The sequence below is a fragment of the Kitasatospora phosalacinea genome, assembly GCF_000717185.1.
In the GTDB taxonomy this organism is placed as follows: domain Bacteria; phylum Actinomycetota; class Actinomycetes; order Streptomycetales; family Streptomycetaceae; genus Kitasatospora; species Kitasatospora phosalacinea_A.
This window is the reverse complement of sequence record NZ_JNYE01000007.1, coordinates 45,130-58,277: the sequence shown is the minus strand read 5'-3', so window position 1 is coordinate 58,277 and position 13,148 is coordinate 45,130. Positions and strand designations below refer to the sequence as shown.

General features: G+C 76.7%; 12 protein-coding genes. 8 read left to right on the top strand and 4 right to left on the bottom strand.

The window, feature by feature from the left end; translation table 11 throughout:
• Positions 1–95 precede the first annotated feature (95 nt).
• Positions 96–3,155: a DEAD/DEAH box helicase gene (locus tag OO57_RS04940; RefSeq protein WP_033251009.1), complete on the top strand. Its 3,060-nt coding sequence runs from the start codon at positions 96–98 to the stop codon at positions 3,153–3,155.
• A gap of 4 nt (positions 3,156–3,159) precedes the next feature.
• Complete coding sequence (locus OO57_RS43555) at positions 3,160–3,324, top strand: hypothetical protein (RefSeq protein WP_158715021.1); 165 nt, start codon at positions 3,160–3,162, stop codon at positions 3,322–3,324.
• A 180-nt stretch (positions 3,325–3,504) separates the two neighbouring features.
• On the opposite strand, the gene OO57_RS04935 is transcribed toward OO57_RS43555, so the two are convergent.
• Positions 3,505–4,356, bottom strand: coding sequence for an alpha/beta fold hydrolase (locus OO57_RS04935; RefSeq protein WP_033251008.1), 852 nt, complete (start codon positions 4,354–4,356; stop codon positions 3,505–3,507).
• A gap of 75 nt (positions 4,357–4,431) precedes the next feature.
• Positions 4,432–5,109: an HAD-IA family hydrolase gene (locus OO57_RS46665; RefSeq protein ID WP_267884947.1), complete on the bottom strand. Its 678-nt coding sequence runs from the start codon at positions 5,107–5,109 to the stop codon at positions 4,432–4,434.
• Positions 5,110–5,206: 97 nt separating this feature from the next.
• Between OO57_RS46665 and OO57_RS04925 the strand changes: the two genes are divergently transcribed.
• The 4 genes from OO57_RS04925 to OO57_RS04910 all read left to right on the top strand — a co-directional run bounded on the left by OO57_RS04925 (position 5,207) and on the right by OO57_RS04910 (position 8,119).
• The gene (locus tag OO57_RS04925) at positions 5,207–6,583 is read left to right on the top strand and encodes a hypothetical protein (protein WP_051776587.1); all 1,377 of its coding nucleotides are present in this window, start codon (positions 5,207–5,209) and stop codon (positions 6,581–6,583) included.
• A gap of 63 nt (positions 6,584–6,646) precedes the next feature.
• Complete coding sequence (locus OO57_RS04920) at positions 6,647–7,045, top strand: helix-turn-helix domain-containing protein (protein ID WP_051776585.1); 399 nt, start codon at positions 6,647–6,649, stop codon at positions 7,043–7,045.
• A 94-nt stretch (positions 7,046–7,139) separates the two neighbouring features.
• Positions 7,140–7,679, top strand: a complete 540-nt coding sequence (locus OO57_RS43550; protein ID WP_033251006.1) for a hypothetical protein — start codon at positions 7,140–7,142, stop codon at positions 7,677–7,679.
• 104 nt (positions 7,680–7,783) lie between these two features.
• Positions 7,784–8,119, top strand: coding sequence for a DUF2516 family protein (locus OO57_RS04910; RefSeq protein ID WP_199811197.1), 336 nt, complete (start codon positions 7,784–7,786; stop codon positions 8,117–8,119).
• A gap of 145 nt (positions 8,120–8,264) precedes the next feature.
• Here OO57_RS04910 and OO57_RS04905 read toward each other — a convergent pair whose 3' ends face one another.
• Entirely contained in the window at positions 8,265–9,689 is a 1,425-nt protein-coding gene (locus OO57_RS04905) for a PP2C family protein-serine/threonine phosphatase (RefSeq protein ID WP_033251005.1), read from the bottom strand.
• Positions 9,690–9,916: 227 nt separating this feature from the next.
• Between OO57_RS04905 and OO57_RS04900 the strand changes: the two genes are divergently transcribed.
• A complete protein-coding gene (locus OO57_RS04900; protein ID WP_033251004.1) occupies positions 9,917–10,468 on the top strand; it encodes an O-acetyl-ADP-ribose deacetylase in 552 nt (183 codons plus the stop codon).
• A 134-nt stretch (positions 10,469–10,602) separates the two neighbouring features.
• On the opposite strand, the gene OO57_RS04895 is transcribed toward OO57_RS04900, so the two are convergent.
• On the bottom strand, positions 10,603–11,427 hold the full coding sequence (locus OO57_RS04895) for a methylase (protein WP_033251051.1): 825 nt from the start codon (positions 11,425–11,427) through the stop codon (positions 10,603–10,605).
• Between the two features lie 228 nt (positions 11,428–11,655).
• Between OO57_RS04895 and mshA the strand changes: the two genes are divergently transcribed.
• Entirely contained in the window at positions 11,656–12,942 is a 1,287-nt protein-coding gene (gene mshA, locus OO57_RS04890) for a D-inositol-3-phosphate glycosyltransferase (RefSeq protein WP_051776609.1), read from the top strand.
• Positions 12,943–13,148: the final 206 nt, after the last annotated feature.

The following is a 13,148-nucleotide window of genomic DNA, read 5'->3' as shown; positions in this document are numbered from 1 at the left end:
GGCGGGCGGGACGGTGCGGAACCGGGGGCCCGCGAACGTGTCGGTGGGCCGATCTACGCTGGAAGGTCCCTGTGCCCGCCCACCGGAGGTCCCCGATGTACGTCCTGCACGCCCAGTGGCGGGTCGACGGGCGGCTCGGGGTGTGGGCGGAGGACGGCGGGGCGTTCGCGCGGCGGGCGGGGGAGGGCCCGCGGCACCCGTACGCCTGCCCGGCCGCCGAGGTCGCGGGCCTGCTGCGGGCGGTCGGCCCGGGGGCGGCCTGGCTGGCCGAGCGCGGCGACGAGCGGTGGCTGACCCTGCGGCTGCCGACCCTCGGCGGGCGGCCCACGCCCTCGCCGGACCTGCCGGTCGGCTCCACCGCCCGGGGCCCGGAGCTGCGCCCGTGGCGCGTCCCGGCCCTGCTGTTCGACCTGCCGGAGGCCGCGCAGCTGCTCGGCGAGCTGTTCGACCCGTACTGGCCCGGCACCACCGTCGAACTGCCCGGCGGCCGGGCGGCGGAGCTCGCGTACGGGGCGTCGCTGCGCTGGCTGACGGGCGTGCACGACCTGGCCTGGCGGCTGGCCGGGCGGGGGCGGGTGCTGCCCGCGCTGGTCGCGGAGCCCGGCGGGTGGGCGGCGCGCTGGCGGCCCGCGCACGACCCGGCCAGCCACCGGGAGGCCCTCGCGCTGGCGGCCGGGTGCCCGCCGGTCGCCCGCGCCGAGGACGGGCACGAGCCCACCGGCAGCGCCCTGCTCGACACCGTGCTGGAGGCCCTCACCGACCACGAGACCCGGGTCGCGCTGGGGGAGGACGCCCCGGCGGCGCCCGGCGACGGCCCGGCCTGGCTCGCCGCCCTGCGCGGTCCGGACGCCCGGCTGCCCGCCCCGCCCGAACCGGCCGAGGCCGGCCGCCTCGCCGCTGCGGCGGCCGGCACCGAACCGCTCGGGCGGGTCCGGCTGGCCTTCCGCCTCGCCGAACCGCTCGGCACCGCCGACGACGACCCGGACGCCACCGTCCTGGACGAGAACTGGCGCCTGGACGTGCTGCTCGGCCCGGTCGACCGGCCCTCGCTGCTGCTGCCCGCCGCCGAACTCTGGTCCGCCGGGCCGGGGTCCGCCGCGCTGGCCCGGGCGGTCGACGACCCGATCGCGGCGTACCTCGCCGAACTCGACCGCGCCGCCCGCCTGCTGCCCGGCCTGCGGGCCGCCCTGCACCGCACCCGCCCCACCGGGCTCGACCTCGACCGGGCCGGAGCGCTCGCCTTCCTGCGCGACACCGCCCCCGCGCTCGCCGCCGCCGGGCACGGCGTCCTGCTGCCCGCCTGGTGGCAGCGCCGCCCCCGGCTCGGCCTCGCCGCCACCGCGCGCACCACCGCCCCCGGCTCCGTCCGGCGCGCCGCCCAGGCCGACCGGGACGCCCTGCTCGACTTCCGCTGGCAGCTCGCCGTCGGCGAACACCCGCTCACCCAGCAGGAGTTGGACGAACTCGCGGCCGCCCAGGCGGGCCTGGTCCGGTTCCGCGGCCGGTGGATCGAGGTGGACGCCGGACAACTCGCCGCCGCCCTGCGCTTCCTCGCCGCCCACCGCGACGACCCGCAGCTCGACGCCGCCGCCCTGCTCCGCCTCGCCGCCACCGACGGCGCCGTCGTCGACGGCCTCCCGGTCACCGCCGTGCACGCCGACGGCCCGCTCGGCGACCTGCTGGCCGGGCGCCTCGGCCGCCTCCCCGGCGCCCGCCGCACCCCGCCCCCGCCCGGCTTCACCGGCGCCCTGCGCCCGTACCAGGAAAGGGGGTTGGCCTGGCTGGACGCCCTCGGACGGCTCGGCCTCGGCGCCGTCCTCGCCGACGACATGGGCCTCGGCAAGACCGTCCAGACCCTCGCCCTGCTCGCCCTCGAACACGCCCGCGGCGCCCGCGGCCCCGTCCTGCTGGTCTGCCCCACCTCGCTCGTCGGCAACTGGCGGCGCGAGGCCGCCCGCTTCGCCCCCCGGCTGCGCGTCCAGCTCCACCACGGCCCCGACCGCACCGCCCCCGACCCCGCCGCCGACCTGGTGATCACCACCTACGGCGTCCTCCAGCGGGACGCCGCCGCGCTGCGCGCCGTCCACTGGCGGCGGGTCGTCGCCGACGAGGCCCAGCACGCCAAGAACCGCGCCGCCCGCCAGTCCCGCGCCCTGCGCTCGCTGCGCTCCGGCCCCCGGATCGCCCTCACCGGCACCCCCGTCGAGAACCGCCTCGCCGAACTCCACACCGTCCTCGACTTCGCCAACCCCGGCCTGTTCGGCACCCCCGAGTCCTTCCGCGAGCACTACGCCGTCCCGATCGAGCAGTCCGGCAACCGGGACGTCGCCGCCGCCCTCCAGCGGCTCACCGCGCCCTTCCTGCTGCGCCGCCTCAAGAGCGACCCCGAGATCGGCCAACAGCTGCCCGCCAAGCAGGAGTTCACCGTCCGCTGCAACCTCACCCCCGAGCAGGCCGGGCTCTACCAGGCCGTCGTCGCCGACCTGCTCGGCCGGCTCGGCGGCCTCCGCGGCGTCGAACGCAAGGGCGCCGTGCTGGCCGCCCTCGGCCGGCTCAAGCAGGTCTGCAACCACCCCGCCCAACTCCTGCGCGACCAATCCCCGTTGGGCGGCCGCTCCGGCAAGGTCGAACGCCTGGTCGCCCTGCTGGGGGAGGCCCTGGCCGAGGGCGACCGGGCCCTCGTCTTCACCCAGTACGCCGAGTTCGGCGCCCGGCTCCAGTCCCACCTGCGCCGCCGCCTCGGCAGCCCCGTCCTCCACCTGCACGGCGGCCTCGCCGCACCGCGCCGCCAGGAACTCGTCGACCGCTTCCAGACCCCGGACGGGCCGGGCGTGTTCCTGCTCTCCCTGAAGGCGGGCGGCACCGGGCTCAACCTCACCGCCGCCAACCAGGTCGTCCACCTCGACCGCTGGTGGAACCCCGCCACCGAGGACCAGGCCACCGACCGCGCCCACCGCATCGGCCAGCAGCGCGACGTCCAGGTCCGCAAACTGGTGTGCACCGGCACCGTCGAAGAACGCATCGCCGAACTCATCGACACCAAAAGGGAGTTGGCGGATGCTGTGATCGGCACCGGCGAGCACTGGCTGACCGAGCTCCCCACCGAGCAGCTCCGCGAACTCCTCACCCTCTCCGCCGACGCGACCGGGAGCTGACACCGTGGACCAGCCGATCGACCAGTGCCTCGACACCTTCTGGCAGGGCGAGTTCACCCTCCGCCCCGCACCCACCGACCCGCCCGATCCGCCCGACCCCGACCTCCCCGACCTCGCCCCCGACCTCGCGGAACTCCTCGCCCCGCTCTACCGGCACCTCACCGCATAGGGCCCCATCGCGTGGCCCCGTCGGGGGCCCGGGGAACGGCGGGTCCGAGCTGCTGGCGCCCGGAGCCCACCGGAGCGTCCGTGCTGCTTCGGGCCGTACGAACGGAACCCGAAGCCGTGGCGCGCAACGGCAGTGCACCGTGAGCAGCCCCGAGCCCGCCGTTCCCCGGGCCCCTGACGGTCAGACGCCCTCCAGGAACCCTCCCACCAGCGCGGCGAACCCCGCCGGGTCCTCCACCCAGGGCCGGTGCCCCACCCCCGGCAGGACGGCGAGCCGGGCGTCCGGGTGCAGGGCCGCGACCAGCCGCGCCGGGGCGGTGCCGATCATCCCGTCCCGCTCCCCGGCGACCACCAGCACCGGCGCCGCCACCGGCTCGGGGCCGGCCCCGGCCGTGCCCGCGCCGTCCGTGCCCGCGCCCGCGTAGAACGCCTCCCGCATCCAGGGCGCGGCCGGTACCTGCTCCGGGTCGAACGCCGCCGCGCGGGCCCGCTCGTTCCAGGTGCCCCAGAAGAACGGCGTGATCCGCCGCACCAGCACCGCCGGATCGCCCGCACCGGCGGCCAGCAGGGCGTCCGCCTCCGCCGCGTCCGGGTACCAGGGCTCGGCCGCGCGCGCGGCCCGGAGCGCGGCGAGTTCCGCCGGGTCGGGCTCCCGGGCGGCCCGGCCGACCGGGGTGACCAGCACCAGCGACCGTACGCGGTGCGGGAACCCGGCGGCGTAGCGCTGCGCGGTGAGGGCGCCCGCGGAGTGGCCGAGCAGGTCGATGCGGTCCGCGCCGAGGTGCTCCCGGAGGGCCTCCACGTCCGCGGCCTGGGCGGCGAACGCGCAGCTCGCCCGGTCGGCGGGCGCCGCCGAGCGGCCGCAGCCCCGCGGGTCGAACCGGACCAGCCGCCGCCGGGCGTCCAGCCCGCCGAGGTCGCCGAGGTAGCGGGCGTCCATGCCGGGGCCGCCGGGGACCGCCACCAGGGGTGCGCCGTCGCCGAGTTGCTCGTAGTGGAGGGCCGTTCCGTCGTACCCGTGGAAGATCGTCATGGCCCGGATGGTGGCACGCCGGACCCGGGCCCGGCAGGCCGTTCCGCGGGGCGGTCAGGGCGTTCCGCGGGGTGGTCAGAGCAGGCCGTAGCCGCCGAGCGCCGCGCGCAGCCCGTCCGCCCCGCGGTGGTGGTGGCCGTGCATGCCGAGCGCCGTCGCGGCGGCGACGTTCCCGGCCGAGTCGTCGACGAACAGGCAGCGCTCCACCGGGACCCCGGCCAGTTCGGCGGCCGCGAGGTACACCCGGGGGTCGGGCTTGGCGTGCCCGAACCGGGCGGTGTTGAGGACGGCGTCCACCGCGGCGTCCAGCCCGTGCGCGGCGAGGTCGGCCTCCAGCCGGGTCGTCCCGTTCGTCACCAGCACCACCGGGACGCCGCCCCGCCGCACCTCGGAAACCAGGGCCAGCACCTCCACGTCCGTCCGGACCGGCTGCCGCCCCCAGGCCGCCACCGCCTCCCGCGCCGCCTCCGCCGACCCGCACGCCGTCGCCAGGTCCGCCGCGACCGCCGCCCGCCACTCCTCGTCACTGACCAGCCCGGTCACCGCGGGCAGCAACCGCTCCGCCCGGAACGCCGCCCCGCCGACCGTCCCCGGCGGCAGCCCGCGCTCCAGGTCGACGTCCGCCAGGTCCGACCAGATCCGCAGCACCCCGTCCAGGTCGCACAGCACCGCACCGATCCGCCGCTCCGCCATCCCGCCCAGCCCCTCCCGCTCGCGCCCCGCGCCGCCGGGGCATCCGTGAACCCCCGTCAACTCGCGTCAACTCCCTTCGAAGCGACGCCGGTTCGTCTCCCTTCACCCTACTTTCTCCGTATGGCAACCACCCCCGTCGCCGGGCACAATCACCCCCATGCCCCTCCGCCCCCGGCACCCGCGCACCCTGCTCGCGTTCGCCGCCCTGCTGGACGCCTCGATCGACCGGATCGCCGAACTGGCCGCGGACGCGCGCGAGTTCGACCGCGACGAGGTCTACCGGCTGGCGGACGTGTGGGACAACAACACCTACGCCCTGTTCAGGGCCGCCACCGCCCGCTTCCGCTGGATGCGCGAGCTCCAGGCCCGCTGGGCGCTGCGCTGGCTGGCCGACCTCGGCAACCAGCGGCGGGCCTGGGTGGTGGAGCGGACCGCCGCCGCGGGCGTCCCGGTCGAGCGCCTCCTGCTCCCGCCCGGACCCGAACCCGTCCCGGACCGCTGGCACCGGTTCGGCTCCGACGTCCTGAGCGCCGACCTCACCCCGCGGACGCCCGAGCGCGTCGACGAACTCGCCGCCGACTACGACCTGGCGTCCGCCGTGCTGCGCTCCCTGCGCGTCCAACGGCGCGGGTCCGAACGGCTGGACTGCTGGTTCGACGCCGAGGTGCCGTGCCGGTACGCCGGGGGTGAGGACGGCTACGCGAACCTCTGGATCAGCCTGGAGGACCCGGTCGAACTGGACGTCGACACCACCGCGGACGCCACCGGCCTGACCCTGCGCACCGACCCCGACGGGGTGACGCTCCGGATCGGCTCGGCCGTCGCCCTGCGCTGCCGCTCCCTCGAACTGACCGTCGACGACTTCAACCTGCGGGCGTCGCCGTGCGGCAGCCGGCTCGCCGCCGCGCACCCGGAGGCGCCGGAACGCCGCCGCGCCCCGGAGCGGGAGCTGCCCGTGTTCAGGTCCGCCTTCCACGCCCACCGGGCGGGGCAGGTCCTCCACCGGGCCATGCTGACCGCCCGCTGGGCGGACGCCCGCGCCCCGCTGACCGCCATCACCACCGCGCTGTCCGGGGCCGGGCAGCAGATCCTGGCCGCGGGCGCGATCCGCCGCCGCTCCGCCCGGAACGCCGCCTTCCGCGCGCTGGTCGCCGACTGGTGCCGCCGCGGCGGCCCGGACTTCGTCGCCCCCGTCGCCGCCCGGGTGGACCTCCCCGCCGAGTTCCTCCCCGCCGCTGATCCGCCCCCTCCCGCCGTGCACGCCCTGCCCTCCCGGCTGCACCGCGTCCGCTGCCGGCTCTCGAACCGCCACGACCCGGAGAGCCGCCACACCTACGTCGAGTGCGAGTTTGCCCAGCCCCCCGCCGACGCCCCCGAGGCGCCCTGGGTCCTGCGCGCCCACGACCTGCACTCCCCGGTCTCGCTGCGCTTCGGCCTGGACGCCTTCCACCGCACCGCCGTCCCCGCCCTCACCCCCGGCCGCCTCACCCTCGGCCCGCACCTCACCGCCACCGGCACGCCCGAGCCCTGCTAGCGCCCGTTTGCGGGCGCTAGCAGTCTGCTTGCAATTGCAAGCAGGGCGGGGCAGACTTCCCGTATGGCGTCACTGAACGTGGGCTCGCTCGGCGAGTACATCCGGGAGCAGCGGCGGAGCGCGCAGTACTCGCTGCGGCAGCTGGCCGACGCCGCCGGGGTGTCCAACCCGTACCTGAGCCAGATCGAGCGCGGGCTGCGCAAACCCAGCGCGGAGATCCTCCAGCAGATCGCCAAGGCGCTGCGGATCTCGGCGGAGACGCTGTACGTGCAGGCCGGGATCCTGGAGGAGCGGGACGGCGAGGGGCCCGGCCTGCGGGCCGCGATCCTGGCCGACCCGCTGATCAACGAGCGGCAGAAGCAGGCCCTGCTGTCGGTCTACGAGGCGTTCCTGAAGGAGAACCAGCCCGCCCGCCCGGCGGGCGGCCAGGCCCGGAACGAGCAGGGCGAGCAGGACGAGTAGGACGAGCAGAACGACCAGGCCCGGACGACCGGACCTGCGAGACCGAGCCCCGCGCGACCCGACCGCGCGGCGCCCCCGACCGGGAGGACCCGACATGCCGATCAGCGACGAGTTCAAGAAGACCCTCACCGACCCGACCCCGCTGTACGCCCTGGCCGGCGCGGGCGACCTCGCCTACGAGAAGCTCCGCGAGGTGCCCGCCCAGCTGGAGGCGCTCGCCGCGGACCGCAAGGGCACCCAGGAGAAGGCCGCCGCCGCCCTGCAGGACGCGGGCGCCGCGCTGGCCGACGCGCAGGCCAAGGTCACCGAGGCGGTCACCGCGCTGCCCACCGACGTGAAGGAACTCCAGGCCAAGGCGCAGGAGTTCGCGATGCAGCAGGTCGGCCGGGCACTGGAGTTCGCGGTGAAGGCCAAGGAGGTCTACGACGAGCTGGCCGTCCGCGGCCGCACCGTGGTCGACGCCGCCGGTGCCGCCCCGCAGGCCGAGGACGGGGCCGCCGCCGAGGACGAGGCGCCGGTCGAGGAGGTCGTGGTCGCCGAGGTCGTGGTGGACGAGGAGCCCGCCGCCGCGTCGAAGCCCGCCGCCAAGAAGGCTCCCCGGCCCCGGAAGAGCGCCGCGCCGAAGGCGGAGTGAGGCGGAGCGGGGCGGAACGCGAGCGGCCGGAACGCCGCGCCGACGCGGGCCGTTGACTGGGGTGTCAGCCGTGCCAGGATGGAGGAAAGAGTGAGGAGCTCAAGGTGATCCTGAACGTTGCCCTCCTGAACCCGTTCTGGTGGATCGCCACCGCGATCATCTGCTTCAAGGTGTTCGCGCTCGGCGACGCCGTGTTCCGCCGGGAGGACGCGTACCGGGCGGCGGACAAGAAGACCAAGGGCTTCTGGGTGATCGTCCTGAGCCTGTCGCTGGGCTGGGACCTGCTCTTCGGAGCCAACCCGATCACCGGCCTGATGACGCTGGTCGGCCTGGTCGCCGCGATCGTCTACGTGGTGGACGTCCGCCCCGCGATCAAGCTGCTCACCGACGGCCGCGGCCGCGGCGGGCGCAGCAACCAGGGCCCGTACGGCCCCTGGTGACACCGTCGGTGACGGAGTGACAGGAAGGGCGGCCCCCGCGCGGGGGCCGCCCTTCCTGTCACTCCGGAGCCGGTCAGCGAGCCGGTCAGCGAGCCGGTCAGCGAGCCGGTCAGCGAGCCGGTCAGCTGGCCGGCCGGCGGGCAGCTCAGCCCATGATCACCGGGGCGGGGTTGCGCTCCAGCAGCAGCACCGCGACGTCGTCGGTGAGCGCCCCGCCGTTCAGCTCCTCGACCTCGGCGATCGCCGAGTCGACCAGGCGGCCGCGGGTCAGCCCGGCGGCCTGGTGGTCGGCGATCAGCTCGATCAGGCCCTCCTGGCCCAGCCGCGGCGAGCCCGCCCCGACCTTGCCCTCGACCAGGCCGTCGGTGTACATCAGCAGCCGCCAGCCGGGGGAGAGCTCGACCCGCAGGGCGGGCCAGACCGAGTGCGTCGCGTCGCAGGGCAGCAGGCCGAGTGCCGGGCCGGCCTGGTCGAGCGGGAGCAGCACCGGCGGGCCGTCGGGGGCCAGCAGCAGCGGCGCGGGGTGCCCGGCGAGGTACAGCTCGGCGCCCTCGGGGCCGTCGCCGCCGGTCGGGGCGTCCAGCACGACCATGCACAGGGTCGCGAAGATCTCGTCGCTGCGGCGCTCGTGCTCCAGCACGTGCTGGAGGGTGGTGAGCAGGTGCTGGCCGGTCAGCCCGGCGAACACCAGCGTCCGCCACGCTATCCGCAGTGCGACGCCGAGCGCGGCCTCGTCCGGGCCGTGGCCGCAGACGTCGCCGATCACCACGTGCACCCGGCCGTCCTTGGTGCGGACGGCGTCGTAGAAGTCGCCGCCGAGCAGGGCGCGGCGGCGGCCGGGGCGGTAGCGGCGGGTGAAGGCCAGGCCGGCGCCGTCCAGCAGCGGGGTGGGCAGCAGGTGGCGCTGGAGGCGGGCGTTCTCCTGGCCGCGGATCTCGGCCTCGACCAGGCGGCGCTGCGACTCGTCGGCGCGCTTGCGCTCCACCGCGTAGCGCAGGGCGCGGGCCAGCAGCGGGCCGCCGGTGTCCTGCCGGAGGAGGAAGTCCTGGGCGCCCGCGGCGACCGCGGCGGCACCGAGTTCGGCCCCGGCGGCGTCGGTCAGCACCACCACGGCGGTGTGCGGGGCGCGCAGCAGCAGCTCGCGCAGGCCCTCCAGCCCGTCGGACGGATCCGCGGAGGGCTCGGCGGGCGCGCCGAGGTCGAGCAGGACGCACTGGAAGTCGGGGGCGCGCTGCCCGCGGCGGCCGCTGCCGGGCGGCGGCGGCAGTGCGGCCAGGGCCTCCCGGATGCCGTCCACCCGGTGCAGTTCGGCGTGCTGGCCCAGCTCGGCGGCCAGCGAGTCGAACAGGGTGTGCCCGGGCCCGTCCGCCTCGACCACCAGCACCCGGAACCCCGCGGTGGGGCGGGCCGGTTCGGTGGGGCCGGGGGTGCTGCGCGGATGCGGTATCGGTGCCGGGCCCGCCGCCCGGTCGGGGCGCGGGGCGCCGTGGGCGCGGCGGCTGCGGCTGCGTTCGGCGGTACCGGCGCTCGTGGTCGCGTCGGGTGCCCGCCCGTCTCCCGTAGCGGGCATCGGTCGGTCCTTCCTTTCCCCGACGGACCAACGGCTGGTGTCCGTCCGCAGTGCCCGGACGGCGCCGGGCATCGGGGGGCTTCCCGCGACCATAACGTGATCTCCGAGGATTTCTTCGACTGGGCGGCGCCGATGTGGTTATTGCCACGCGCCTGGTGGCGGCTTTGCCTAGGGTTTCCGCAGGTTTCCGCCGTCGGTGGGCCGGAATTGACCGGAGGAGGGCAGCGGTGACGCAGATCACGCTGGTACAGGGTGACATCACGGAACAGCAGGTGGACGCGGTGGTGAACGCCGCCAACAGCTCCCTGCTGGGCGGCGGCGGGGTGGACGGGGCGATCCACCGCAGGGGCGGACCGGAGATCCTGGCCGAGTGCCGCAGGCTGCGCGCCTCGCACTACGGCAAGGGCCTGCCCACCGGCCGGGCCGTGGCGACCACGGCGGGGCGGCTGCCCGCCCGTTGGGTGGTGCACACCGTCGGTCCGGTGTACCGGGCGGAGGACCGTCCGCGGCGCGCGGAGCTACTGGCTTCCTGCTATCGGGAGTCCCTTCGGGTCGCGGTCGGGCTGGGCGCCCGGACGGTGGCCTTCCCGGCGATCTCTGCCGGGATCTTCGGTTGGCCGCTGGAGGACGCGGCCCGGATCGCCCTGGAGACCACGGCGGGGGAGACCGCGGCCGCGGAGGCCCCGGACCTGGACGAGGTGCGGTTCGTGCTGTTCGGCACCGACGCGTACGCGGCGTTCGAGCGGGTGCGGGACGAGGTCGAGGGGCGGACGGGTTGACGGGTGCCGGGGGGCGCGCCGACAACCACCCGGACGGCTCCATGGTGGCCTGACGGGGCGTCAACACGCCAGAGGAAATCGATAACTCGTTCGAGTGAACTGTCGAACGGATGATCGGACAGGGTGGGGGCGGCTCAGCGCGGCGCCAGCGCGGCCCACGCCACCGTCAACTCGCCCTGCCGCCACCGCACCGGCCCGTCCCGCAGCGGCCAGTCCGCCGCCAGCGCCGCGCAGGCCGCCACCCAGCGCTGCCGGGCCCCGAACGCGCCCAGCGGCGCGGCCGCCGCCCAGGCCCGGTCGAAGTCGCGCAGGAAGGAGTGCACCGGCCGCCCCGGCACGTTGTGGTGGATCAGCGCCTTCGGCAGCCGCTCCGCCAGCTCGGACGGCCGCTCCAGACCGGCCAGCCGGGCCGCGAAGGTCACCGTCCGCGGCCCCTCCGGGCCGAGCGCCACCCAGACGTGCCGTCGGCCCACCTCGTCGCAGGTGCCCTCCACCAGCAGCCCGTCCGGCGCCAGCCGCCCGCACAGCCGGGCCCACACCCCGGCGACCTGCTCCTCGTCGTACTGCCGCAGCACGTTCGCCGCCCGGATCAGCCGGGGCCGCGCCCCGCCGTCCAGCGGCACCTCGAACCCGCCGCGGCGGAACTCCAGCAGCGGCGGCTCGGCCATCGGCAGCGCCGCCGCGACCCGGGCCGGGTCGATCTCGATCCCCACCACCCGGACGTCCGCCCGCACCGCCCGCAGCCGCGCCGACAGCTCCACCGCCGTCCACGGCGCCGCGCCGTACCCCAGGTCCACCGCCACCGGCGGGGCCACCGGGGCCCGCAGCGTCCGGCCCGCGGCGTGGGCGATCCACCGGTCCATCCGCCGCAGCCGGTTGGTGTTGGTGGTGCCCCGGGTGATCGTCCCCACCGGTCGGCCCGACCGGCCCCGGGAGGACGGCGTGTCGCTCGCTGCCATGGTCACCAAGCGTACGCAGCGGTTCCGGAGCACGGTGCACCCGGATCCGCTGGCGGGAATACGGCGACGCGCTGCCCCGTTGCCCTGGCTGACGTCCATCCGCCCGCTGCCGCCGGCCGCGGGCGGCGGCACGAGAAGAGCAGACGGCCGGCGCACAGGGAGGCATCGCAGGTGACCCAGCCCCTCGTCCGCACGCCCCGCCGCGAGCCGCGGTGGGCCGCCGCCCCGGTGGCCCCCGGCGCGTTCGCCGGGCCCGCCGCGGCCGCCCGCCGCCCGCGCCGGATCGCGATGCTGAGCGTCCACACCTCGCCGCTGCACCAGCCCGGCACCGGCGACGCCGGCGGCATGAACGTGTACATCGTGGAGCTGGCCAAGCGCCTCGCCGACCTGGACATCGAGGTCGAGGTCTTCACCCGCGCCGTCAGCTCGGACGACGCCCCCGCCGTCGAGCTCGCCCCCGGCGTCCTCGTCCGGCACGTCACCGCGGGCCCGTACGAGGGCCTCTTCAAGGAGGACCTGCCGGCCCAGCTGTGCGCCTTCACGCACGGCGTGCTGCGCACCGAGGCCGGGCACCGCCCCGGCTACTACGACCTGGTGCACTCGCACTACTGGCTGTCCGGCCAGGTCGGCTGGCTGGCCGCCGAGCGCTGGGGCGTCCCGCTGGTGCACACCATGCACACCATGGCCAAGGTCAAGAACGCGGCCCTCGCCGAGGGGGACACCCCGGAGCCCGCCGCCCGGGTGATCGGCGAGACCCAGGTGGTCGGCGCCGCCGACCGGCTGATCGCCAACACCGCGGAGGAGGCCGCCGAGCTGGCCCACCACTACGCCGCCCGCCCCGACCAGCTCGCCGTCGTCCACCCCGGCGTCAACCTGGAGGTGTTCCGCCCCGGCGACCGGGCCGCCGCCCGAGCCCGGCTCGGCCTCCCGCAGGACGCCGCGGTGCTGCTGTTCGCCGGCCGAATACAGCCGCTCAAGGCGCCCGACGTCCTGCTCAAGGCCGTCGCCCGCCTGCTCGACCGGCACCCCGCCCTGCGCGAGCGCCTGGTCGTCCCGGTCGTCGGCGGCCCCTCCGGCACCGGCCTGGCCCGCCCCGAGAGCCTGCACAAGCTCGCCGCCCAGCTCGGCATCGGCGACGTGGTCCGCTTCCACCCGCCGGTCGACCAGCGGCAGCTCGCCGACTGGTACCGCGCCGCCACCGCCCTGGTGATGCCCTCGCACAGCGAGTCCTTCGGCCTGGTCGCCCTGGAGGCCCAGGCCTGCGGCACCCCCGTGGTCGCCGCCGCCGTCGGCGGCCTCCCCGTCGCCGTCCGGGACGGCCGCACCGGCACCCTCGTCCCCGGCCACGACCCCGAGGCCTGGGCCCGCGCCCTCCTCCCGTACGCCACCGACCCCGCCCTCCCCGCCGCCCGCGGCACCGAAGCCGCCCGCCACGCCGCCGCCTTCGGCTGGCTCACCGCGGCCGGTGCCACCGCCGAGGTCTACACGGGGGCGATGTCCACGGCCCGTACCTGAAGAACGGCGGGTCGCGCCCGGAGGGGGCCCCGTCAGGGGCCCGGGGAACGGCGGGCTCGGGGCTGCCGGCGGTGCACTGCCGGTGCGTGCGGTGGCTTCGGGTTCTGTTCAGGCGGCCCGAAACAGCACGGACGCATCGACGGGCTCCGGCCGTCAGCAGCTCGGACCCGCCGTTCCCCGAGCCCCTGATTGCGCATCCCGCCGTC